Below are 23,146 nucleotides of genomic sequence, written 5' to 3'. Positions count from 1 at the left end.
AAGCGCGGGACCAAGGTCCCGTGCTTTGAGCCGGTGAATGACCGGCGGTCGAGGGGACGTCCTGAATGGTCGGTTATCTCGTTATTCTACTGTTAGGTCTGGCCGCTGCGGCCTATTGGATCGGCCGGACACGCGCAATTGCCAGTGTCAACGGCGACGTCGCGCGATTGCATTCGCTGCCTGGCCAACATGGCATGTTTCTGGCGCTTTTTGCTGCCGGTCCCGCGCTGCTTGCGATCGTGTTGTGGTCGCTGGTGACGCCGGGAATTGAATCGTCGATCATTGCCGACCGCTTCTCCTCCGAGTTGTCGGGAATGGGCGTTCCGCAGGTCGAAGCTTTCATCCGCGACGCTCGCGCGATGGCCTTTGGCGGGCTTGTCGGCTTCGCCGATCCGACGAAAGAGGCAGCCGCGGCCGTCTACAAATCGATCCATACGACCAGCACCTGGATCATCTGGGCCGTCGCGTTCGTGCTTTCCGCGTCCGGATTTTACTGGGCCTATTCGCGCATCGCCCAAGCCTACCGGGCGCGCCACGTGGTCGAGCGCGTTCTTCGCGCATTCTTGATCGCCTGTTCGGTGGTCGCAATCCTGACGACGATCGGTATCGTCCTGTCGCTTATCTTCGAATCCCTGCGGTTCTTCCAACAGGTGCCGTTCTATAAGTTCCTGTTCGGCACGCACTGGTCGCCGCAGAGCGCCTTCACTGGTGCGGGGACGGAAGCCGGGGCGGTCAACCAGGACATTTTTGGCGCGGTGCCGCTCTTTGCCGGCACGTTGCTCATCACCTTCATCGCTATGCTGGTGGCCGCACCTATCGGGCTGATGGCTGCGATCTACCTTTCGGATTACGCCTCCAAAAGCGTCCGCGCGGTGGCAAAGCCGGTACTGGAAATCCTCGCCGGCATTCCGACCGTCGTCTACGGCTTCTTCGCCGCGCTGACGGTTGCGCCCTACTTCCGCGGTATGGGCGAAAGCCTGGGCCTCAGCGTCGCGTCCGAATCCGCGCTCGCGGCAGGCGTGGTCATGGGTATCATGATCATTCCCTTCGTTTCCTCGCTTTCCGATGATGTGATCAATGCCGTTCCACAATCCCTGCGAGACGGTTCCGCCGGCCTCGGCGCGACCAAGTCGGAAACCATCCGCAAGGTGGTCCTTCCCGCTGCCCTTCCGGGCATCGTTTCGGCGATGCTGCTCGCCGTCAGCCGCGCAATTGGTGAAACAATGATTGTGGTTATGGCGGCGGGCCTGGCGGCAAACCTCACGGCCAACCCGCTCGAAGCGGTCACCACCGTGACGGTGCAGATCGTGACGCTGCTTGTAGGCGATCAGGAGTTCGACAGCGCCAAGACGCTTGCAGCCTTCGCACTCGGCCTGGTGCTGTTCTGCATCACGCTTACCCTCAACATCGTCGCTTTGCGCGTCGTCCAGAAATACCGAGAGCAATATGACTGATGCGATCGCGTCATTCGGCGCCGGCCGGCGGCCGGTCAGCGTTCATACCGACGATGCCGCGAAGGCGCGGCTGAAGGGTCGTTACCGCACTGAAACGTGGTTCAAATGGCTTGGCGCCGCAGCCGTCGCGTTGGCCGGCTTATTTCTTGTGCTGCTCCTGTCGACGATCGTCACGCAGGCGATCCCGGCGCTGCGGCAGAACTATCTGACGCTGCCGATCGATCTTTCGGCGGCCAAGGTCGACCCGGCGAAACTCGACGCCGCCAACTACGACGCCATCGCTCAGGAAGCGCTTACGGCAAAATTTCCTGATGTGACGAGCCGTCAGGACAAGCGCCTGCTGCGCGGACTGATTTCCACCGGCACAGGCGTCTTCCTGCGCAAAGATATTGCGGCTGATCCGGGGATGCTCGGAGGAACGGTGGACTATGCGGTTCCACTTGACGATTTTGCCGACCTTTATCTCAAGGGGTTGCTTGCCGACGTCGGTTCGGACGAAGCGATTTCGACAAGCGTCACCCCTTCGGAAACCAGCGGCGACATCGATCTGACCTTCGGCGACGACGCCATGCTGACGCTGGCGCGTGGCAATGGTGCGACCGAGGGCGAAAACGGTATGCTCACGCTGACGAGCGGCGCGTCGTCGCTGCTGGTCGCGTTCAATGGCGGTACGGTCAAGCTGACCGCGCTGTCGCCTGGGGCCAACGGGACGGCGGTCGCAAAGGGCACGGTGATCGAGGCGCTAGACAGCACGGCGCCCGCCGCGAGCGGCCAAGCATTCCTGCGCGTCATCGACACGCCGGAAGCATCGCGAAAGATTTCCGACAAGATGATCGTCTGGCTCGACACGCTGAAGAGCGCCGGCCTGATCGAAAGCCGGTTCAACTCGATCTTCTTCTTCACCGGCGCAAGCCGCGAGCCGGAACTGGCCGGTGTCTGGGGCGCGGTCGTCGGATCGTTCCTGACCATGATCGTTACGCTCGCCATCGCCTTCCCGATCGGCGTTTCGGCGGCGATCTATCTTGAGGAATTTGCCCCCAAGAACCGGCTGACGACGATCATCGAAGTGAATATCAACAATCTGGCGGCGGTGCCTTCGATCGTCTTCGGCCTGCTTGGACTTGCCGTATTCCTGAATTTCTTCGGCATGCCGCGCTCAGCCCCGGTGGTCGGCGGCATGGTGCTGGCGCTGATGACCCTGCCGATCATCATTATCGCCTCGCGCGCTTCGTTGCGCGCCGTGCCGCCGTCGATCCGCGAGGCGGCGCTCGGCATCGGAGCGTCCAAGGTCCAGACCGTATTCCATCACGTCCTGCCGCTGGCGATGCCGGGTATCATGACCGGCACCATCCTCGGAATGGCGCATGCGCTGGGCGAAACCGCGCCGTTGCTGATGATCGGCATGGTCGCCTTCATCGTCGACATTCCCGGCGGCTTCACCGATCCCGCGACGATCCTGCCGGTGCAGATATTCATGTGGGCGGATTTCCCGGAAGCTGGATTCCAGCAGAAGACTTCGGCGGCGATTTTGATTTTGCTGCTGTTTTTGGTCATCATGAACGCCATCGCGGTGATACTGCGCAGGCGCTTCGAGCGGCGCTGGTAAGGAGTAGAGGATATGAACATCATGACGGAAGCCGGCGTCGAACAGAAACTGAGCAGCGGAACCAATGCCCCTTCGATCAAGATGAAGGGCGAAAAGGTCTCTGTTCATTACGGCGAGAAGCGAGCTCTGTTCGATGTGGATATCGATGTCCGCGAGAACCAGGTGACGGCGTTGATCGGCCCATCGGGCTGTGGCAAGTCAACATTCTTGCGGTGCCTGAACCGAATGAACGACACGATCGATATCGCGCGGGTGAGCGGCAAGATCACGCTCGACGGTGAGGATGTCTACGACCCGAAAATCGATGTCGTCGAGCTGCGAGCTCGCGTCGGCATGGTGTTCCAGAAGCCGAACCCGTTTCCGAAGTCGATCTATGAAAACGTCGCCTACGGTCCGCGCATTCACGGCCTGGCCAGGAGCAAGGCCGAGTTGGACGGCATCGTTGAATCGAGCCTGAAGAAGGCCGGCCTGTTCAACGAGGTCAAGGATCGCCTGCTCGAGTCGGGCACCGGTCTCTCCGGCGGACAGCAGCAGCGCCTGTGCATCGCGCGCGCCATCGCCGTATCGCCGGAAGTGATCCTGATGGACGAGCCCTGTTCGGCGCTCGATCCGATCGCCACCGCCCGCGTCGAGGAACTGATTGACGAACTGCGCCAGAACTACACGATCGTCATCGTCACCCATTCGATGCAGCAGGCAGCGCGCGTGTCGCAACGCACGGCGATGTTCCATCTCGGCTATCTGGTCGAGGAGGGCGCGACCGACAAGATGTTCACCAACCCCGACGACAAGCGCACCCAGGACTACATCACCGGCCGATTCGGCTGAGCGGTCCGGCGGCGAATTTCGAACACGAGGACAGTATCATGGGTGAACACACCGTCGCATCCTTCGACGAGGAACTGGAGCACATCGACAGGCTGATCCGCGATATGGACGAGCTCGCCGCCGCGATGGTCGCAGCCTCGATCCGCGCATTGCTTGCATCAGACAATGCGATGGCGCAGCGCGTCGTCTCGGACGACGCCATCATGGATGCGCGGCAGCGCGAACTCGACGATAGTGCGATCACGCTGATCGCCAAGCGGCAGCCGATGGCGCAAGATCTGCGCGCCGTGGTTGGCGCAATCCGCATGGCCGGCGATCTCGAGCGCATCGGCGACCTGGCCAAGAACATAGCCAAGCGGGTCAGCGCAGTCGGGCAGAGCGCCACGCCGCGTAATCTCTCGCACGGTATCGACGCGATGGCGGATCTCGTTCTTGTGCAGCTCCGCGGCGTGGTCGAGCACTATGTGTCGCGCAACGCCGGCGCGTTGAAAGAACTGCGCGCCGCCGACGAGAAGATCGACGTGAAATACACGGCGGTTTTTCGCGAACTCCTGACCTACATGATGGAGGATCCGCGCAACATCACCGCTTGCACGCATCTTCTGTTCTGCGCCAAGAATCTCGAGCGTATCGGCGATCACGTCACCAACATCGCCGAAAACGCCTACTATGTCGTGACCGGGCAGCAATTGCCGGCGGATCGCCCGAAGCTCGACGAAACGACGATGTCGGCGCCGGCGACATGACGGGGGTGACCGGTCGATGATCGCGCCACGCATTATGGTGGTGGAGGACGAAGAGCCGCTGGGCGTCCTCCTCCGCTACAATCTGGAATCCGAAGGCTATCAGGTCGAGGTGGTGACGCGCGGCGACGAGGCCGAAATCCGGCTGCAGGAAAACGTGCCCGATCTTCTGGTGCTCGACTGGATGGTGCCGGCGGTTTCCGGCATCGAGCTTTGCCGACGCCTTCGGATGCGCCCCGAAACCGAGCGGCTGCCGATCATCATGCTGACCGCACGCGGCGAGGAGAGCGACCGGGTGCGCGGCCTCTCGACAGGGGCCGACGACTACCTGGTCAAGCCGTTCTCGACACCGGAATTCATGGCCAGGATCAAGGCGCTGCTGCGCCGCGCCAAGCCCGAAGTGCTGTCCAGCGTGCTGAAGGTCGGCGACATCATGCTCGATCGCGAATCGCACAGGGTCTATCGCAAGAAGAGCGAGATCCGGCTCGGGCCGACCGAATTCCGGCTGCTCGAATTCATGATGCGGCACCCAGGTCGGGTCTTCTCGCGCAGCCAGTTGCTCGATAATGTCTGGGGCGAGACGATCTACATCGACGAGCGCACGGTGGACGTCCATGTCGGCCGGTTGCGCAAGGCGGTCAACAATGGTCGCATGCCCGATGTCATCCGCACCATCCGCGGTGCGGGCTATGCGATCAGGGAAGACTAGCTGATATTCAGGTGATGCCGGCCTGCGACCGGCGATTTCCTGCGCTTCCGGTACGTACCCAAAAGTACGCTCCGTTCCGGTTCTCGGAACTCGCCCAGTCTGGTCGCTTCGCGCCCGTCTTCGACTCCGGCGCGGCCTGACCTGAATCTCAACACATCCCCAAGTCGCATTCCGCCTTTGTTCCTTGCCTTCGGACTCACGCCACGTCCTTCCTGATCGTGCCGGACTTCCCTTGCGCGCCCGGCGCGAAAATCTCCTGGTCGACGAAGCTCAGCGCTCGCAAGGCGCAGCCTTCGCGGATCAGCGGCAGCTCGTTCGTCTCGGTGTCGAAGGAAATCGAACCCGAATGCTGGCCGCCGGCGGTCTGGGCGATGGCCTCGCGCAGGGCCGGCTCGATCAGGTCGAAGGCGGCAGCGCTGGCGCCGACCATGGCGACCGGCGCCGGATCGATCAGCGCGAACAGGCTGCCAAGCCCGAAGCCGAGCGCTTCGCCGGCCTTGCGGTAGGCTTCGCGCTCCGGTCCGTCCGTCTGGCGCGCCCGGGCCGCCAGTGCCCGCATCTCGGCGTCGCTGACATCGGCGACCGGCTCTGCGTTCTCGCTCAATTGCCTTGCGTTGCGCCAGATGGCGTAGTTGCCGGCATAGGCCTCGACGCAGCCGCGCCGCCCGCAGCGGCAAAGCGCGCCGCCCGGCCGATGAATCATGTGGCCGAATTCGCCGCCCGAGGAATGGGTGCCGGTGAACAGTTCGCCCTTCAGCACCAGCCCCATACCGATGCCGTGCGAGAGCAGGATGGCGATGAAATCGTCGCGGTAGCGATCCGGGTCGCGCCAGCGCAGCGCCACGGCCATCATGTTGCAGTCGTTCTCCATGATGGCCGGGATGCCGAACTCGCGTTCCAGAATGTCGGCGAAGGCGATGTTCGTCTGCGGCGTGATCGGCGACCACAACATGGCGCGCGCATGCGAATCGGTGATGCCCTGGATCGCCAGCGCGATGCGGGCGACGCTTTGGACGTCGAGGTCGGGGTCTTCGATCCGGCGCCGCACGATGGCGACACATTCGTCGATCAGCTCGTCGCGCGACATGGTCAGCGTGTCCAGCCGGCGCTGTTCCTCGGCGACCACCTGTCCGGCATAATCGATGACAGCGACCGACAGGAAATTCAGCGACAACACGACCGCCAATACGGCAGCGGCTTCCGGATTGAGGCTGAGGCCGACCTGCGGTCGGCCGCGTTTCATCGAAACGGTCTCGCTCGCCTTGCTCTCGGTCAGGATGCCTTCCTGGATCAGGTCTGAAGAGATCGCCGATATGGTCGAATGACTGAGGCCGGTGGTTGCGGCGATCTCGGTCCGCGACGGCTGGCCGGCCCGGCGTACCGCAGAAATCACCATCGCCCGGTTACGCCGGCGCAAATCGTCATGACGGATTCCAACCGACATTCTTTTGCTTCCTCCCTATTGCCGCGGCCGCTCATGAATCGGAAGCCGTCGGTAATGTCCGACAAATAGTGGCAGAAGCAGCAGGCCCTGTCATTATTTATTCCGAGTCTCGAAATAAGTCGGCAGGGACATCAAAATCCATCGGAATTGATGTTGACAGCGCTTCGCGGTTGGACCAGTATTTTTTCGAGGCTCGAAAAAATAGGGGGCCTTTGTGCCGGCCTTCGGGCCAGTTGGTCGCGCCGTACGCGGCGCAGGGAGGATATCATGAAGAGATTCGCAGCCGCCATTCTGGCGGGGGTCGCCATGTCGCTGACGCTCGCGTCGGTCGCACAGGCCAAGGACAAGGTCATTGGCGTTTCGTGGTCGAATTTCCAGGAAGAGCGTTGGAAGACCGACGAAGCCGCCATGAAGTCGGCGATCGAGGCCGCCGGCGACAAGTATATTTCCGCCGATGCACAGTCCAATCCCGGCAAGCAGCTGACCGATGTCGAGAGCCTGATCTCGCAGGGCGCCAACGCGCTGATCATCCTTGCGCAGGATGCCTCGGCCATCGGGCCGGCGGTGCAGAAGGCGCTGGACGAAGGCATTCCGGTCGTCGGCTATGACCGGCTGATCGAGAACAAGGACGTGTTCTATCTGACCTTCGACAACCAGGAAGTCGGCCGCATGCAGGCCCGCGAAGTGTTCAAGGTGGCGCCGGAAGGCAATTACGTCTTCATCAAGGGCTCGGGCGCCGATCCGAATGCCGATTTTCTGTTCGCCGGCTCCATGGAAGTGCTCAAGGACGCGATCGACAGCGGCAAGATCAAGAATGTCGGCGAGGCCTATACGGACGGCTGGCTTCCCGCCAACGCTCAGAAGAACATGGAACAGTTCCTGACCGCCAACGACAACAAGGTCGATGCCGTGGTTGCTGCCAATGACGGCACCGCTGGTGGCGTCGTCGCGGCGCTGACGGCGCAAGGCTTGGCCGGATCCGTCCCGGTGTCGGGCCAGGACGGCGACCATGCCGCGCTGAACCGTATCGCGCTCGGCACGCAGACCGTATCAGTATGGAAAGACGCGCGCGAGCTCGGCAAGAACGCTGCCGAGATCGCCTCGCAGCTGGCCGACGGCAAGCAGATGACAGACATTGCGGGCGTCAAGGACTTCGCCACGCCGGGCGGCAATGTCGTCCAGTCGCTGTTCCTGACGCCGATTGCCATCACCAAGGACAATCTCAACGTCGTCATCGACGCCGGCTGGATCAAGAAGGAAGAGGTCTGCGCCGGCGTGGCAGCGGGCACCGTCCCGGTCTGCAACTGATCCGGCCTTCGCAAGAAGCCTGAAACGCCGCGGCTTCACGCCGCGGCGTTTTTTCAGAAAGAATTGTTTTTCCGCTTCTCGCGGCTAACTTCCAAGCTGCTTCCGGCATCCGCGGCAGACGGCAACCCGGTGGGAGGACATCATGACCGACACGACTTCCAACACGCCGGCCGCCGATACAGCTGCCGATCGGGCGCGTGAATCCGAGCTCAGCTCCGTTGGCCGCTTCCTCAAGGCAACCGAGCTCGATATACGCATGCTCGGCATGGTCGGCGCGCTGCTGGTCATCTGGGTTGGAATCCACATCCTGTCGGGCGGGCTCTTCCTTACGCCGCGCAATCTCTGGAACCTGTCGGTGCAGACCTCCTCGGTCGCGATCATGGCGACCGGCATGGTGCTGGTCATCGTGATGCGCAACATCGATCTTTCGGTCGGCTCCGTCGAAGGTGTGATCGGCATGGTGATGGGCGTCGCGCAGGCCGAATTCCTCATCCAGGTCATGGGCTTCCAGCTTGGAAATCCCTGGATCTGGATCATCGCACTGGCTGCCGGCGTAGCGCTCGGCCTCATGATCGGCGCGCTCCAGGGCTTCATCGTCGCCTATCTCGAGGTTCCGGCCTTCATCGTGACGCTGGGCGGCCTGCTGATCTGGCGCGGCATGGCGTGGCTGATGACGAGCGGGCGCACCGTCGCGCCGCTCGACGCCACATTCCAGCTCATGGGTGGCGGGCCGCGTGGCTCGATCGGGGCAACCGCAAGCTGGATCGTCGGCATTCTCGCCTGTGTGGCCGTCGCCTTGATGCTGCTCAACGGCCGGTCACAGCGCAAGCGGTTCAAGTTCCCGCTGCGGCCAGTCTGGGCGGAGAGCTTGCTTGGTGTTGTCGCCTGCGCCGCCATCCTTGGCGCCGTCTGGATCGCCAATTCCTACCCCTGGCCGATCGGCATCGTTCGCCAGTACGCTCAGCGGACCGGCATCACCGTTCCCGAAGGCGGCCTGTTCATCGCCCACGGCATCGCCATACCGGTGCTGATCGCGGTCGCTGTCGGCATCGTCATGACCTTCATCACCAGGCGCACCCGTTTCGGCCGCTATGTCTTTGCCATCGGCGGCAATCCGGAAGCGGCGGAACTCGCCGGCATCAACACGCGCTGGGTGACCATGAAGGTGTTCATGATCATGGGCGTGCTGGCCGCGATCAGCGCGGCGATTGCGTCGGCCCGTCTCAATGCGTCGACCAATGCGCTGGGTACGCTGGACGAGTTGCTGGTCATCGCGGCTGCGGTCATTGGCGGTACGTCGCTGGCCGGCGGCTCCGGCACGGTGCTCGGCGCGATGCTGGGCGCACTTCTGATGCAGTCGCTGCAGTCCGGCATGGTGTTGCTCGGCATCGATTCACCGCTTCAGAGCGTCGTCGTCGGCGCCGTCCTGGTCGTCGCCGTCTGGCTCGACACCGTCTACCGCAAGCGGGTCTGAGCATGATCCCGAGCCGAAGCGCCGCGTCAGCGAAAATTGGACGCCGGTTTCGACGAGACCGTGCTCAAGCAAAAACCATAGGGAGGAACGATCATGGCTGACACAACTGCGCCCACGCCACTGATCGATATGCGCAACATTTCGATTGCCTTTGGCGGCATTCGTGCTGTCGACGATGCGTCGATCGACCTTTTCCCGGGCGAGGTCGTGGCACTGCTTGGCCACAACGGCGCCGGCAAGTCGACGCTGATCAAGATCCTGTCCGGCGCCTACAAGCGCGATTCGGGCCAGATCTTCGTCAATGGCGAAGAGGCTTCGATCTCCAATCCGCGCGACGCCAAGAAATACGGCATCGAGACGATCTACCAGACGCTGGCGCTCGCCGACAATGTCGACGCCGCCGCCAATCTCTTCCTCGGCCGCGAGCTGATGACCGGCTGGGGCACGCTCGACGACGGCGCCATGGAGGCCGAGGCGCGCAAGGTGATGGGCAGGCTCAATCCCCGTTTCCAGCGCTTCAAGGAGCCGGTGGTCAAGCTTTCGGGCGGCCAGCGGCAGTCGGTGGCAATCGCGCGCGCCATCCTGTTCAACGCCCGAATCCTGATCATGGATGAGCCGACGGCGGCATTGGGACCGCAGGAAACGGCGCAGGTCGGCGAACTGGTCATGCAGCTCAAGGCCGACGGCATCGGCATCTTCCTGATCAGCCACGACATCCACGATGTGTTCGAGCTTGCCGACCGCGTCTGCGTGATGAAGAATGGTCGGGTCGTCGGCACGGCGCGCACCAGCGACGTGACCCAGGACGAGGTGCTCGGCATGATCATTTTGGGCAAGTGCCCGCCCGGTGCCATTCCGGGCCCAGGTGCACTGAAGATCGCCGCCTGAAGCGTCAAATACCTGTCATGTGATATGCCAGTCGTCATGATGGTTTGGCCGCGCCATTGTGTTGCCACGGGGACTTGCCCATAAGATGGGGAACCATGGGCCGCAGCAGCAACTTGAAGAAGTTCTTCCCGATCGTCGCTTTCATCGCCGTCGCGCTGATCAGCCTGACGATGGCGGGATTCGCCTATTTCGCCACGCAGGAAGCAGCGCGCATCAAGTTCGAGGCGACGGCGGACGACGCGCTCAACCGGATCGACAGCCGCATCGACCTGCATCTGTCGCTGCTGCGATCGACCCATGCGCTGTTCGAGGCGCGCAATGGCGGCATTTCGCGGGGCGAGTTCAAGGCGTTCTTCGAAGCGCTTGGTATCAACGACAATTTTACCGGCCTGCGCGGTGTCGGCTTTCTCCGGCTGGTGAGAGCCGGCGACGAGGCAGCCGTCGAGCGTGCCATCCTGCACGACTATGGCGCCAGCGATGCGATCTATCCGGCTACGACAACGCTGCCATGGCGTACGCCCATCACGCTGTTCGAGCCGCTGGATCCTTCCAATCAATCCAGCATCGGCTACGACATGTTCACCGAACCGGTGCGGCGCGAGGCGATCGAAAGGGCGATGGCCGACAACCAGCAGCACGCGAGCGGGCGCGTGCAGCTGGGCCAGGAAACAGGTGCTGCGCAGACCTTCACCGGCTTCCTGGTCTTCGTGCGGCTCAACGTCGAAACCGCCCAGGACGGCATCGATGCGTCCAGATCCTCGACATCAGGCTTTCTTTATGCGGCCTTCCGCGCCCGCGATCTGTTCCAGACCGCGCTCAGCCGAACGCCGCTGCTGCCGGTGAACATCGAAATCTATGACGGCAAGGTGGATGCCGACCATCTTTTGTTCCAGTCGGAAACGCCGCCGGCGTCGAGCTTCGGTGACAGGCTGGTGGTTTCTCGCGAGATCACCATCGCCGGACGTCCATGGACCGTCCTGTTCAGACCGACAAGCGCATTCTCGCAACCCTCCTCGCGCGCCATTCCGGTGATGCTCGGCCTGTTCGGGCTGCTGCTTGCGGGAACCATCGCGCTGGTGGCCCGCTATCAGGAGCGGGCCTATGACGCGGTCTCGCTGCTTCATGAAACGACGGAAAAAAGCCTGCTCGAAAAAGACCTGATGCTGCAGGAGATGAAGCACCGCATCAAGAACTCGATCACGCGGGTGCTGGCGATCGCGCGCCAGACGGCGTCGCACGCCACCGACGTCCATGAGTTCTCGTCCTCTTTTTCGGCCCGGCTGCAAGCTATGGCGGCTTCCCAGGACATGCTGACGCGCTCGCGCTGGCAGAAGGCCGATCTCGGCGATCTCTTGCGCATCGAACTTGGCCAGGTGTTCGGCAAGGAGCTTCCCGAGGGGATATTGTCGGGGCCAGAGGTGTTGCTCGACGAGACGACGACGCAAGCGCTCGGCCTGACCTTTCATGAACTGGCAACGAACGCGCTGAAATATGGCGAAACCGGCAATTCGGTCAATGCTAGAACGGGCGAGTGGTCACTCAAGGTCGACTGGTCGGTCGAGGGCCGCAGGAGCGACCGGACGCTGGTCCTCAACTGGCGCGAAGCCGGCCAGAAGAAGCTCGAACCACCTGTCAAAACCGGTTTTGGCACCAAGCTGATCGATCTGAACGTCACGCGCGAATTGCGCGGTACGATCAATCGCGATTTTCACGATGGCGGGTTGAGCGTGGAAATCAGGATTCCACTGTCGGACTGAAACGCTGCCGCAAACCGACCGTTTTCGAAGGCGCAAGTAAACAGAGACCGGCTCGTCCGGTCTCCGCTTCTATTGCTTCATGCGTTTGAAACGGATCAACAGCGAGCCGTAAACAGACGGCCACGGTTGTCGCGGTACTGGCAATAGCCATTGCGCAGGTTGCGCACCAGCAGGCCGGTACCGGCACCGATGGCTGCGCCGACGAGCGCACCCTTGCCGCCATCAATCAGGCCGCCGGCCAGAGCGCCGACACCGGCGCCGACGGCGACATCCTTCTCAGTGGTGCTGCAACCGCTGACTGCGATCACGGCAACCATGGCAATAATCATCTTCCGCATAGGGTCACTCCTCGCCTTTTTGTCCTCACTTGTAGCTCTACCCGTCATGTATCATGCGAAAAAGCGTTTTGCCTGCTCGATTTCATTGTTGGCTAAGGGAATCTTTTTCGGGGCGCGCGCCGTTCGAGGCAACCTCAAGATTGGAAATCTCCACGGACGCGTCGAGCGTGCCGTCCGGACGCACATTCCAGACGATCTGGTCGTAATCATCCTCAAGTGCCGGATCGACGGAAAGGCATTTGGCAATTATGCGCGGAGCCTGACCCTGCAAATCGCTCAAGGCAAAGGGCCGCGCGGCGGTGCATTCCTGAGCGATTTCGAAAACGCTCACCGATACGGGCAGTTCGCGACACTCGGTCATCGCGTTCGAACAGCCAATGACCAGCAACACGGCAGCGATGTGTTCCATGGCGACGGTCCTCCGGCCATAAGAACGGGCCACATCCGTCAAAGTTCCTGCCATGCAGGCTGGCGCGACTGATTGGAGAACAGGTCGACATGAGGCAAGCACAAGCCGCCGGCCACTTTGGGTCCGACGCTTTAAATTGTATTATGCATGTCGTTATCGCAAAACCGCTGCACACCCTCGGGTCAGGCCCGAGGGCATGCTTTTGCGCGACATGCATTAGATCAACTGGAACGCGGCGACCAGGACGACCACTGCAGCCAGCCCGATCGCGGCGACGCCGGGGGTCGGGAGGGAAGTACGGGGCGACGGCATCGCGGATGCTTCGAGATCCTGAAACCCGCCCATCGAAACGCGCGCGGCCTGTTCCAGCCTGTTGATGTCGGCAACCGTCAAAGCCATTCCTCCCGTACTGCGCAGCAACTGCGATCGATAACGTCATGCGGAGCGGTGTCTGGGAAAAACAGCATCGGACTTTATGGTGAACAGATGGTTAAGCCGGCGCGGCCGGTATCGATCCCCAGCCCTCTTGGCCCCGGCTCTCTTGGGCTCGGCTGCTGTCCGTTCAATCCGTCTCGAAATTGCCGCGAGGAACGACAAGACGATATTCGAGACGGTCCCCGGTGATTTCAAGTGTCGCCGTACCGTTCAACGACGCAGGCACGACGCGCTCCAGCGCGACGCTGCCAAAGCGCTTCTCACTGGGCTGATTGTCGTTGGCTCCGATGGCTTCGGCCCATGTCAGCGACAGTGCGGTCTCGCCAGCGGAAGCGGCCGTCAGATCGGCCGTCACCTCGACGAATCCGTCGGCTCGCGACAGAGCGCCGTAGCTGACCGAATTGACGGCAAGCTCGTGCATGGCCAAGCCGATATGCAGGGCGGCATTGGGGTTGAGGTACGGATTTGCACCCTGGAAACGCAAGCTGCGCACAGGGTCGGCTCCATAGCGGCCGACCTGGCCGGACACCAGTTCGCGCAGTGCCGCTCCCCGCCAGTTCGACGAGGTCACCAGGTCCTGGGATGAGGCAAGCGACTGCAGCCGGCCGCGAAAGCGTGTCAGGAAATCACTGAGCGTGTCCGAATAACGGCTGGTCTGGGTGGCGATGCTCTGGATGATTGCCAAAAGATTCTTTGAGCGGTGGCTGACCTCGCGCAGCAGCGTCTTCAGGGTCTGCTCGCGACGTTTCTGCTCGGTCGTTTCGACCATGGTGGTGACGACGCCCTGTACGGCGCCGCCGCCGTCGCGATCAGCGTCTACCCATACCTGAAACCAACGGATGCCATCGTCGGCGGGAAGGCTGAGCTCAAGATGTTCCGGATTGCCGGATGCGACGACGTTGCGTTTGGCCGCACCGATACGCTCCGCCTGCGCCAGCGGCAGGATGCCGTTGCTGTCGGCCGTATCGGACGCCCATGGCGGGCGCATGTTGCGGGCCCAGACGGTTTTCATCTCGCGATCCTGATAGAGAACCGAAATGCCGGCATTGTGCAGCGCATGGAGAAGGGCACGGCCAAGCTGCATTCCACTCTCAGCGGACTGCAAAGCGATGATCTCATCGCTCCGTCCGCTGTCTTTCATGTCTCCGGCTCTGGGTTGCATTGTTCACTTCACCCGCCCAATGCAGGCTGAACGGCTGACGGAAAAATGGGTTCCCAAAAGAGGTCCGCCGAGCGACGTCCGGTAAGGACTCCGCCCGGCGGTAGCTGGAAACCGCTTGAGGGGTGCGGCTCCCAGTGTTCGATCGCAGTTCACGACGCGCGTTTAAACAAGCCCGCGATAAGCGAAATGATCAGGAAAGCGAGAAAGATGAAAAACAATATCTGCGCTATACCGGCCGAGGTGCCGGCGATACCGCCGAAACCAAGAGCGCCTGCAATGATCGCGACGACGAGAAACACGAGCGCCCAGTAAAGCATGATCCATCTCCTTTGAATGGTACGGCAAAAACGTCTTTCGCTACCGTTTGTTCCACCATTTCCCGAAAAAGACGATCCCTGGAAATCTTTCCGGCCCGAATTGAATCGCCATGCGCAGGGGGAAGTTCGAGGCGCAAGTGACGTTTGCCAGCCGCAAGCGGCCAGCATCATTCGATCAGTGGGAAAACGGGCGATCCGTGGAACGGGCAGCGCGAGGCTGGGCCTGCCCGGTCCTATGCAGCGGCTTTCGCATGCCGGTCGAAGAACAGCGCCTGGCTGATCAGGGCCTTGACCATATCCGGATTGAACGGCTTGGTGACGAGGAAGGCCGGCTCCGGCCGCTCGCCGGTCAAGAGGCGCTCGGGAAAGGCGGTGATGAAGATCACCGGCACCGGCGTGGACGACAGGATCTCGTTCACCGCTTCGATGCCCGAGCTGCCGTCGGCAAGCTGGATGTCGGCCAGCACCATCTTCGGCCGCGTCTTTGTGAACATCGCCACCGCCTCGGCGTGGGTACGCGCAGTTCCGACGACGCGATGGCCGAGGCTTTCGACCATTTGCTCGATGTCCATGGCGATCAGCGGCTCGTCCTCGATGATCAGCACATCGGTTGCCACCTGGCGGGAAATCTCGTTGCTGGCCTCGGCGAGAAGTTCGGAGAACTCCTGATCGTCGACGTCGAGAATCTCCGCCGCCTCGTCTTCGCTGAAACCTTCGACGGCGACCAGCAGGAAGGCTTGGCGGGGGCGGGGTGAGATCGCGTTCAGATTGGCGGCGGCGCGCTGTTCCCACGCCGACTGCGGGTGTTCTTGCGGAACGCGGATGGCGACCGAGGTGAACAGCCTGGCGAAGACCTTGTAGAGCGCGATGCGGTCGTTCGACGCGTCCGGAAAGATGTCGATGTCGGCGATGATGGCTTCGAGCATCGCGGCGACCAGCGCGTCGCCACTCTCCTGCGATCCGGAAACGGCCCGCGAGAAGCGGCGCAGGAACGGCAGGTGCGGAGCGATGGTTGCGGATAGGCTCATGACGGACGTCTCCCTCTGACGTAATTGCATAGATTGCAGGCCAAGGTGATTACAAGCCCCGAAAATAAACCCTGAAAATATAAACGCCGGCTTTCCGAAAAAGTTCCGATGGTTTGGAACTAATGTAAGAGGATGGCGTTTGAGGTCGGGACGGGTAACCAGACGAGGGGACCGCCTGCTTTGCATCGTGTATTGAAGGGCGGCAGGGTGCTGGGAACAAAGGGCGAAATGAAGACATGACGAAAGATATCACGGCTGGCGCTGCAAACAGGCGCCGTGCAGCTTCCGGCGACCCGCTCGGGCCAAACTCGGAAATCGGCCGCAAACTCAAGCAATACTACGACGAGCTGGTCTCCGACAATGTGCCGGATCGCTTCGCCCAATTGCTCAGCCAGTTGGAACAGGCCCAGCCTGCACGGAAAAAGGACTGAGGCATGGCGGCCGTCTCCCAGAGCTTCAAGACGGATCTGCTCGGCTCGATTCCGAGCCTGCGGGCCTTTGCCGTGTCGCTGACGCAAAACGCCGACAAGGCCGACGATCTGGTGCAGGAAACGCTGGTGAAGGCCTGGGACAAGCATGAAAGCTTCGAGCCGGGCACCAATCTCAAGGCATGGCTGTTCACCATCCTGCGCAACGAATTCTATTCGCAGATGCGCAAGCGCGGCCGCGAGGTGCAGGACAGCGACGGCATCATGACGGCCAGGCTAGCCGTCCATCCGGCCCAGCACGGCCAGCTTGACCTAAAGGACTTTCGTAGCGCGCTCGAGCAATTGCCCGAGGACCAGCGCGAAGCCATCATCCTCATCGGCGCTTCGGGTTTTTCCTACGAGGAAGCTGCTGAGATTTGCGGCTGTGCGGTCGGAACGATCAAGAGCCGCGTCAGCCGCGCCCGCACGCGGCTGCAGGAAATCTTGAAGATTTCCGGCGATGACGAGTTTGGGCCGGATGCGATATCGGCTCAGGTGACGGGGTCGAACGCCGCCTGAAATACCGACCCCCGGTAATACGGGCCCCGGTTTCCGGGCATCAAACAAGAGGGCCGCGACCGCACGCCGCCGCCACTGCCTGCACGAGATCGTCTCCCGAATAAGGCTTGGTGACCAATCTGACATCCGGAAAGGACACCTTGATTTCGTCCATGTCGGAATAGCCCGAGGCGAAGACGAAAGGCACGCCCGATTCGCGCAGCCGCGAAGCGAAATCGAGTGTCGAAGCGCCGCCCAGCATGAGATCGACGATGGCTGCGTCGAATTGCGAGGCAACGCTCTTCCGATCGATCTCACCCAGATCGCGGGCGATGATCACGTTGCCGGCGCCGTAGTCGCGGCAAAGCTGCTCGACATCCATGGCGATCAGGAATTCATCCTCCAGAACAAGAATCCGCAATCCGTCAAGCAAGGGCACGTGGCAATGTCTCCGTGGGGCGCAGGGAAAAGGGGAAGCGCAGGGAACAGAGGAGTCATGATCTCTATTTGGCTTCCTGTCATCTAAAGTTATTTGGCATCCTGTCATCTAAAGGCATGCCCGTCGCAGATGACGGAAATCTCGATCCTTAACGAAAGCTCAACTCGCTGGGAGGGTTGAGCGAGGATCGCCGGCCGATGATCTGACGCCGGTCCCGGGACGCTCGGGTCGGGCTGGACTCATACGCGGAAACACCCTTTCATGGACCTCATTCCGATTTCGGAACCTTGGCGTGTATCGAGCGTTTGGAGCCAAGCAAGCAAGGAGTTAAGCAATGGCGACTGCTGCAGGAAAGGCCGCGAACGCAAGCCGGGCGGAATCGGATCTTGAGGCCGACATCAGGCAATTGAAAGCCGATATCGAAAAACTCACCAAGCAATTGGCCAAGACCGGCGAACATGGTTATGGGACGGCCCGCCGCGCCGCGACCGAAGGTGTCGAGCAATTGCGCGCCCAGGGCGAAGCAGCCTTCGATACCCTGCGCAGCAACGCCAAGGACATCGAGGCGCAAGTGGTGGCGAGCGTGCGCGAAAAGCCGGTGACGTCGCTGGCAATCGCGGCAGGCGTCGGCTTTCTGTTCGCGCTTCTCGCGCGCCGCTAGTCTCAGCCCAGATGGGAATGCTGGCATCGTTGATCTCGGGCCTCGTCTCGGGTGAAGCCGCTGCAGCCGTGCGCCGCGCGCGCACGGCTGCAATCGTCTATGCGCTCGCAGCACTTGCTGCATTGTGCGGCGTCGGTTTCCTCGTCGGAGCGGCCTATATCTGGGTGGCGGGTCGCTACGGGCCGATGGCAGCCTGCCTTGGGTTCGGGGTCGGCTTCCTGGTGATCGCAGGGCTCCTCCTGCTCATCCATCAGCTGTCGGCCGGCGCGCGCGCCCGACGCCGGGCGCGGAGGCGCAATGCCGACATGAAGGCGGTCGGCATCACGGCCGCGCTCGCCGTACTGCCGGCGCTACTCAAGGGGAAAGGCGGCCTGGGCACGATACTCGGCCCGGCGATTGCACTCGCCGCCTACGCCATCTACCGCGAGAACACCAAGCCCGATGCCGACGATCCGGATGCCGGCGAAGCGAAATAGCTCGAAGCGATTCTTCTCCTTGTTTGACAATGATCTTATCCGAAAACCGGGCTCCCACCTTTCGCTGACGCGGACCTTCGGTTCGGGATCATGGCCGGGCCGTCACTTCGGCAGATCCTCCAGCGGCATCGATATTTCGGCGAACACGCCTTCCGGCCGGAATTCGTGGGTCACTTCGCTGGAGATGACCTTGGCCAGGCTGCGGCGGATCAGGATCGAGCCGAAGCCGTGGCGTTCGGGCGAGGCAACCTCAGGCCCGCCGCTTTCGCGCCAGGTCAGCACCAGGCGCCGTGCGCCTTTCCGGCCCTGTGCCTGCCAGTCGAGATCGACCTTGCCCGAAGCCGCCGACAGCGCTCCGTATTGCAACGCGTTGCTGGCCAGTTCATGCAGGATCAGGCCGAGCCCGACTGCCTGATCGGGCGAAAGCAGCAGATCGGCGCCTGAGATCGTCATGCGCGGCTGTTCGGCGGTATCGAACGGCTTGACCTCGATCTGCACGAGTTCGCGGATGCCAATGCCGCGCCACTCGCGGTCGGACAGCAGGCTGTGGGCGGCGCCCAGCGCCTGAAGCCTGGCGCTGAAGGCTTCAAGGAACTCGCTCGGCTGGCGGGCATGGCGAACGGTCTGCGTCGCCAGCGCCTGCACGGTCGCCAGCGTGTTCTTGACGCGATGGTTCAGCTCGCGCAGCAAGAGCCGTTGCCGCTCGTCGCCGAGCTTGCGTTCGGTGATGTCGTAATTGACGCCGAAGATCAGCGTCGGCTTGCCGTCGCCGTCGCGCTCGATGACACGGCCGCGCGTCGCGAGCCAGCGCGGCGGACTGAAGCCCTTGATGCGGTATTCGCCAAAATAATCGTCGCCGCCGGTCAGCGCGTCACGAAAGCGCGTCTCGGTCTGGTAGACATCACGCGGGTCGATGGCGGCAAGGATATCGCGCGCCCTCAGCCGATTCGAGCGCGGCAGGCCGAACAGTTCGGACAACCGGACGTCGCATTCGATCACATCGGTGTGGATATCCCATGCCCAGCTTGCGAGCGAGGCGGCATCGAGCGCGATGCCGCGCCGCTTTTCCTCGCGCGCCAGCGCCGCAGCGACGCTGGCGCCGTTGCGGGTGGCGTCCTTCAATGCGAACAGGCTGGCAGCGAGGCTGGCGAGCGCCGTCAATTGTTCGAGCTGGGCGGCAGACGGGGACGCGCGCGGCTTCCGGTCGAACACGCAGAGCGTGCCGATCCGGGCACCGGCCACCACAATCGCCGCACCCGCATAGAAACGGACATGATGCTGGCCAGTGACCAGCGGGCTGGCGTTGAAACGTAGATCCGTGGTCGCATCGGTCACCACCATCGGCTCGTCGCCGGCGGCAATGGCATGGGCGCAGAAAGATGTATCTGTCGCGGCCTCGGTCTCATCGAGGCCGACACAGGACTTGAACCATTGCCGCTCGACGTCAAGCAGCGTGACGAGCGCGATAGGCGTTTGCATCACCGCGGCGGCAAGACGGCTGATATGGTCGAAGTCAGGATCGGCCGCCGTGTCGATTGCATCGAGACCGTGGAGTACGGCAAGCCGGTCCTGCGCCCTTACCACGCTAAGGACACCGACCGGCAGATTCGGCTTTTTCACTACCCTGCTATCCACAAGGCCCCCAAATGCATCGGCTTGCAGCCATTCGCGCCAGGCCAGTTGCCTGGCTCCGAAACCGGAACCTTCGCCTTGAGGAACCGTTACCCAACCACGTTTTGCCAGCCGCGCCCGCCGGCGCCAAACGACTTGCCGGCGCTAAACGACGTGCCGGCGCCCAACGAAATGGAGGCCGATCATGCCCAGGATCGTTCCTGAAGACAAAGCCCGCCAGGGACGCTGGGGGTGGCATACTTTCCGTATCTTGATCGCCGCGCTGCTGTTGGCGTTTATCGCCTGGGGCATCGCGGAGATTTACGGCAACATGATAGACAAGAGGTCGACAACCGAACAGGGCGAGCTTCCCAGGGACGAACAGGGCGAGATTCCCAAAGGCTGAAACTGTCCAATCGACTATGCCGGGCTGCATCACGCGGCCTTCGCTTGGACGGCGCGCGCCGGGACGAGAACGTTCAGCGCGCCAGGATGAATTTCGATCGTCGTTTCGCGGTCAAGCCTGACCAGTTCGCCGTCCATGACGGCGCGGAACTTCTTCGCAGCCGAGTGGACTTTCAAAACGGCCCGGTCAGCCTGGTGGATTTCCACATGTTCACTGTCGCGCCATTTGCCGCGCGCCATGTCGAAGATGACCCTGACCAGTTCGCCACGTCGCCGCGCCACCGTGACATAGATGCCGAGCACGCCGCCGGCGGGATTGTCGGCATAGGGCAGGTGACCCTCACCGAACAGATTGTTGGTGACGCCGATGCCGGTGGTGCGCGTCACGATCTCGGCTTCGCCGATGGTCAGCGTCACCTTCAATGCCGACGGGTTGTTGATCGCCGCCCAGGCAGCCTTCACTGAAGCCCGCATCTTTCCCAACCGCGAGCCAAATTCCATGGTCTGGCGAAGCTGAACCATCCTGGCATGCATGCCGATCGAGAACTGATGCACGAATGGCTTACCGTTGGCGGTTGCCATATCGACTGCGATCACCTCGCCGTCGGCAAAAGATTTCACGGCCGCGTCCAGGGTCTGTGGAATGCCGAGCCCGCGCGCGAACAGGTTCATCGTGCCAGCCGGTAAAATGGCAAGTGCCGTCTTCCTGCCCATCAACCGAGCCGCCGCGGCCGAAATGGTGCCGTCGCCGCCGCCGGCCAGCACAATGTCGACGCTGTGCTTCGAAGCGATGCGGTCCAGCGTTGCGACGATGTCCTTGCTGGCAACGATGTCGATATCGATGGAGTGACCTGCTGCCTCCAACGTCTGGCGCATCCGGTCCGTGAAGGCGGAAAGATCAATCGTACGCAGCGTGCCGCCCTCTTGGTTCAGCACCGCCGCAAATCTCATCCCCCCGCTCCGTTTTTTCTTGCCAACCATTGGATAATCATCGGCCAGGACAGACCCAGCCACAGGTTGGAACGGGGCGGCTGAAAAAAAGTTCCGCAGCTCTGACGAAAATACAGGAGCGAATCTCACCGGCCGAACGCATGATTGAGCGCGATTCGGGTGGTTTTTTCACGACGCTCGCCATGGTTTCGGAACAACGGCGCGGTCACGACGTTGTGAATATGTAACGCCGCGACCAATCTCCCACCCGGCGGCTCGTGGCGTGAACGAAATAACGCTTGAGGAGGATTATGATGATCCGCACCCTTTTAACCACCACCGCACTGGCAGCGTTGATTGCGACTGGTGCGTATGCGCAGGAAGCCACAACCCCGGCGCCGACCCAGGATCCGGCGGTTCAGGAGACCGCTCCGGCTGCGCCCGTTCCACGCGCCGAGGGCAGCCTGGTAACCAACATCGTCGGTGAATCGGTCTATAATGGCACCGGCGACGATGCCGAGAACATCGGTAATGTCAGTGATGTCGTCTTCGATGAAAACGGTCAGGCGAAATCCGTCGTCATCGGTGTTGGCGGCTTTCTTGGCGTCGGCGCCAAGAATGTCACTTTCGACTACAGCAAGCTGCAATGGGCCGAACGGGGTGGCGACCGCTGGCTGATCGCCGAAACTACAAAGGATGAGTTGATGGCTCAGCCGGACTTCGACCGCAGGCCTTACGATCCGCCTCCTGCGGCCACCGACACCACGGCTACGGCTCCTCCAGCCCCTTCTGGCGCGACCGATACCACCGCACAGAACGCTCCGGCGGCTCCGGTCGAACCGGTTCCGGCCGAACCCGTGAAGCGTGCCGACGGTAACCTTGCCACCAATATCATCGGCGAAACCGTCTACAACGGCACTGGCGACGACGCTCAAAACATCGGTGACGTGAACGACATCGTCCTGGCCAAGGATGGCAAGGCCGAGTCGCTGATCATCGGCGTCGGCGGCTTCCTTGAGATTGGCGAAAAGAATGTCGCCTATCAGTTCGACAAGGCCAAGTGGGCTGAGAGGGATGGCGATCGCTGGCTGGTAGCCGAGACCACGAGGGAGGGTCTGGAGGCGTTGCCGGAGTTCAACCGCGAGCCCTATGATCCCGCCCCGGCGACAACCGCATCGACTGACGCGGCGACGCCGGCGCCGGTGACCACCACCCCTGCTGTCACTCCAGCCCCGGCGGAGAAGACCGCGGAAGCTCCGGCGGCAACGCCTGAACCCGCTGCTCCGGCTCCAATGGACAAGACAGCCGAGGCTCCGGCTGCAGCAGCGCCTGATGCAACCCCCGACCAGACACAGACCGCGGCGATCGACAAGTCGGCGCTGACCGAAATGCCGGTCGACAAAATCCGGTCCGAGGATTTGGTTGGCACCACCGTCTATGGCGCCAATGATGTCAACGTCGGTGAGATTGGTGACGTCGTGCTGACGGGCGACAAGAAGGTCGATGCCGTCATCATCGACGTCGGCGGTTTCCTTGGCGTTGGCGAGAAGGAAGTGGCGATCGGCATGGATAACCTGAAATTCATGACCGACAAGGATGGCAAGCGCTATCTCTACACGAACTTCACCAAGGAGCAGCTCGAGGCGCAGGCCCCCTATGACAAGGCCACATATGCGCAAAACCGCGACACCCAGCGCATGATGATGCGCTAGTTTACTCCAACGACGAAGGAGGCCCGTGCCGGCAAAGGCGCGGGCCT

The 23,146-nt window shown here is 62.1% G+C and carries 25 protein-coding genes; 15 read left to right on the top strand and 10 right to left on the bottom strand.

Annotation, left to right across the window (positions count from 1 at the left end; translation table 11 throughout):
* The first annotated feature begins 65 nt into the window (after window positions 1-65).
* Genes pstC through phoB form a run of 5 tightly spaced genes read left to right on the top strand, consistent with a single transcriptional unit; the run spans window position 66 to window position 5,340 of the window.
* Entirely contained in the window at window positions 66-1,454 is a 1,389-nt protein-coding gene (gene pstC / locus AC0L14_RS13395) for a phosphate ABC transporter permease subunit PstC (RefSeq protein WP_473525590.1), read from the top strand.
* Entirely contained in the window at window positions 1,447-3,060 is a 1,614-nt protein-coding gene (gene pstA / locus AC0L14_RS13390; RefSeq protein WP_473525589.1) for a phosphate ABC transporter permease PstA, read from the top strand. Before pstC ends, pstA begins: the two co-directional genes overlap by 8 nt.
* 12 nt (window positions 3,061-3,072) lie before the next feature.
* Window positions 3,073-3,888 carry a phosphate ABC transporter ATP-binding protein PstB gene (pstB, locus tag AC0L14_RS13385; protein WP_077373276.1) on the top strand — a complete coding sequence of 272 codons (816 nt, stop codon included), beginning with the start codon at window positions 3,073-3,075 and terminating at the stop codon, window positions 3,886-3,888.
* A 38-nt stretch (window positions 3,889-3,926) separates the two neighbouring features.
* Window positions 3,927-4,634, top strand: coding sequence for a phosphate signaling complex protein PhoU (phoU, locus tag AC0L14_RS13380; RefSeq protein WP_473749816.1), 708 nt, complete (start codon window positions 3,927-3,929; stop codon window positions 4,632-4,634).
* A 16-nt stretch (window positions 4,635-4,650) separates the two neighbouring features.
* Window positions 4,651-5,340, top strand: coding sequence for a phosphate regulon transcriptional regulator PhoB (gene phoB / locus AC0L14_RS13375; RefSeq protein WP_123150227.1), 690 nt, complete (start codon window positions 4,651-4,653; stop codon window positions 5,338-5,340).
* Between the two features lie 196 nt (window positions 5,341-5,536).
* Here phoB and AC0L14_RS13370 read toward each other — a convergent pair whose 3' ends face one another.
* The gene (locus AC0L14_RS13370) at window positions 5,537-6,784 is read right to left on the bottom strand and encodes an ROK family protein (RefSeq protein ID WP_473749815.1); all 1,248 of its coding nucleotides are present in this window, start codon (window positions 6,782-6,784) and stop codon (window positions 5,537-5,539) included.
* A 267-nt stretch (window positions 6,785-7,051) separates the two neighbouring features.
* On the opposite strand from AC0L14_RS13370, the gene xylF reads away from it, so the two are divergent.
* The 4 genes from xylF (at window position 7,052) to AC0L14_RS13350 (ending at window position 12,211) form a co-directional block, all read left to right on the top strand.
* Window positions 7,052-8,092, top strand: a complete 1,041-nt coding sequence (xylF, locus tag AC0L14_RS13365) for a D-xylose ABC transporter substrate-binding protein (protein ID WP_473749813.1) — start codon at window positions 7,052-7,054, stop codon at window positions 8,090-8,092.
* Window positions 8,093-8,234: 142 nt separating this feature from the next.
* Window positions 8,235-9,566 (top strand): sugar ABC transporter permease, encoded by a 1,332-nt coding sequence (locus AC0L14_RS13360; protein ID WP_473749812.1) that lies wholly within the window; start codon window positions 8,235-8,237, stop codon window positions 9,564-9,566.
* 93 nt (window positions 9,567-9,659) lie between these two features.
* Window positions 9,660-10,454: an ATP-binding cassette domain-containing protein gene (locus AC0L14_RS13355; RefSeq protein WP_065007457.1), complete on the top strand. Its 795-nt coding sequence runs from the start codon at window positions 9,660-9,662 to the stop codon at window positions 10,452-10,454.
* A gap of 113 nt (window positions 10,455-10,567) precedes the next feature.
* Window positions 10,568-12,211 (top strand): CHASE domain-containing protein, encoded by a 1,644-nt coding sequence (locus AC0L14_RS13350; RefSeq protein WP_473749900.1) that lies wholly within the window; start codon window positions 10,568-10,570, stop codon window positions 12,209-12,211.
* Between the two features lie 95 nt (window positions 12,212-12,306).
* On the opposite strand, the gene AC0L14_RS13345 is transcribed toward AC0L14_RS13350, so the two are convergent.
* From AC0L14_RS13345 to AC0L14_RS13320, 6 genes are all read right to left on the bottom strand, one after another.
* On the bottom strand, window positions 12,307-12,549 hold the full coding sequence (locus AC0L14_RS13345) for a YMGG-like glycine zipper-containing protein (RefSeq protein WP_473636830.1): 243 nt from the start codon (window positions 12,547-12,549) through the stop codon (window positions 12,307-12,309).
* 82 nt (window positions 12,550-12,631) lie between these two features.
* Window positions 12,632-12,958: a hypothetical protein gene (locus tag AC0L14_RS13340; RefSeq protein ID WP_473749811.1), complete on the bottom strand. Its 327-nt coding sequence runs from the start codon at window positions 12,956-12,958 to the stop codon at window positions 12,632-12,634.
* A 216-nt stretch (window positions 12,959-13,174) separates the two neighbouring features.
* Entirely contained in the window at window positions 13,175-13,357 is a 183-nt protein-coding gene (locus AC0L14_RS13335; RefSeq protein WP_473636832.1) for a hypothetical protein, read from the bottom strand.
* Window positions 13,358-13,520: 163 nt separating this feature from the next.
* Window positions 13,521-14,555: a sensor histidine kinase gene (locus AC0L14_RS13330; protein WP_473749810.1), complete on the bottom strand. Its 1,035-nt coding sequence runs from the start codon at window positions 14,553-14,555 to the stop codon at window positions 13,521-13,523.
* A gap of 149 nt (window positions 14,556-14,704) precedes the next feature.
* Window positions 14,705-14,872 carry a DUF1328 domain-containing protein gene (locus AC0L14_RS13325; protein ID WP_023797107.1) on the bottom strand — a complete coding sequence of 56 codons (168 nt, stop codon included), beginning with the start codon at window positions 14,870-14,872 and terminating at the stop codon, window positions 14,705-14,707.
* Window positions 14,873-15,105: 233 nt separating this feature from the next.
* On the bottom strand, window positions 15,106-15,900 hold the full coding sequence (locus AC0L14_RS13320; RefSeq protein WP_258121726.1) for a response regulator: 795 nt from the start codon (window positions 15,898-15,900) through the stop codon (window positions 15,106-15,108).
* Between the two features lie 236 nt (window positions 15,901-16,136).
* Here AC0L14_RS13320 and AC0L14_RS13315 point away from each other — a divergent pair, with 236 nt between their 5' ends.
* The gene (locus AC0L14_RS13315; protein WP_065007450.1) at window positions 16,137-16,331 is read left to right on the top strand and encodes a NepR family anti-sigma factor; all 195 of its coding nucleotides are present in this window, start codon (window positions 16,137-16,139) and stop codon (window positions 16,329-16,331) included.
* A 3-nt stretch (window positions 16,332-16,334) separates the two neighbouring features.
* Window positions 16,335-16,886 (top strand): RNA polymerase sigma factor, encoded by a 552-nt coding sequence (locus tag AC0L14_RS13310; RefSeq protein WP_029348707.1) that lies wholly within the window; start codon window positions 16,335-16,337, stop codon window positions 16,884-16,886.
* 40 nt (window positions 16,887-16,926) lie between these two features.
* On the opposite strand, the gene AC0L14_RS13305 is transcribed toward AC0L14_RS13310, so the two are convergent.
* The gene (locus AC0L14_RS13305) at window positions 16,927-17,298 is read right to left on the bottom strand and encodes a response regulator (protein ID WP_473749899.1); all 372 of its coding nucleotides are present in this window, start codon (window positions 17,296-17,298) and stop codon (window positions 16,927-16,929) included.
* Window positions 17,299-17,638: 340 nt separating this feature from the next.
* Here AC0L14_RS13305 and AC0L14_RS13300 point away from each other — a divergent pair, with 340 nt between their 5' ends.
* Entirely contained in the window at window positions 17,639-17,965 is a 327-nt protein-coding gene (locus tag AC0L14_RS13300) for an ElaB/YgaM/YqjD family protein (protein ID WP_473525582.1), read from the top strand.
* Window positions 17,966-17,976: 11 nt separating this feature from the next.
* Window positions 17,977-18,441: a hypothetical protein gene (locus AC0L14_RS13295; RefSeq protein WP_473525581.1), complete on the top strand. Its 465-nt coding sequence runs from the start codon at window positions 17,977-17,979 to the stop codon at window positions 18,439-18,441.
* A 102-nt stretch (window positions 18,442-18,543) separates the two neighbouring features.
* On the opposite strand, the gene AC0L14_RS13290 is transcribed toward AC0L14_RS13295, so the two are convergent.
* A complete protein-coding gene (locus AC0L14_RS13290) occupies window positions 18,544-20,061 on the bottom strand; it encodes a sensor histidine kinase (RefSeq protein WP_473749808.1) in 1,518 nt (505 codons plus the stop codon).
* 196 nt (window positions 20,062-20,257) lie between these two features.
* On the opposite strand from AC0L14_RS13290, the gene AC0L14_RS13285 reads away from it, so the two are divergent.
* On the top strand, window positions 20,258-20,458 hold the full coding sequence (locus tag AC0L14_RS13285) for a hypothetical protein (protein ID WP_473486921.1): 201 nt from the start codon (window positions 20,258-20,260) through the stop codon (window positions 20,456-20,458).
* 29 nt (window positions 20,459-20,487) lie between these two features.
* Here AC0L14_RS13285 and AC0L14_RS13280 read toward each other — a convergent pair whose 3' ends face one another.
* Window positions 20,488-21,408 carry a diacylglycerol/lipid kinase family protein gene (locus tag AC0L14_RS13280; protein WP_473749807.1) on the bottom strand — a complete coding sequence of 307 codons (921 nt, stop codon included), beginning with the start codon at window positions 21,406-21,408 and terminating at the stop codon, window positions 20,488-20,490.
* Window positions 21,409-21,701: 293 nt separating this feature from the next.
* Between AC0L14_RS13280 and AC0L14_RS13275 the strand changes: the two genes are divergently transcribed.
* Window positions 21,702-23,099: a PRC-barrel domain-containing protein gene (locus tag AC0L14_RS13275; RefSeq protein WP_473749805.1), complete on the top strand. Its 1,398-nt coding sequence runs from the start codon at window positions 21,702-21,704 to the stop codon at window positions 23,097-23,099.
* Window positions 23,100-23,146: the final 47 nt, after the last annotated feature.

This window comes from Mesorhizobium sp. WSM4841 (assembly GCF_055811515.1).
The sequence above is the reverse complement of the archived record's forward strand: the minus strand, read 5'-3'. Positions and strand labels throughout refer to the sequence as shown.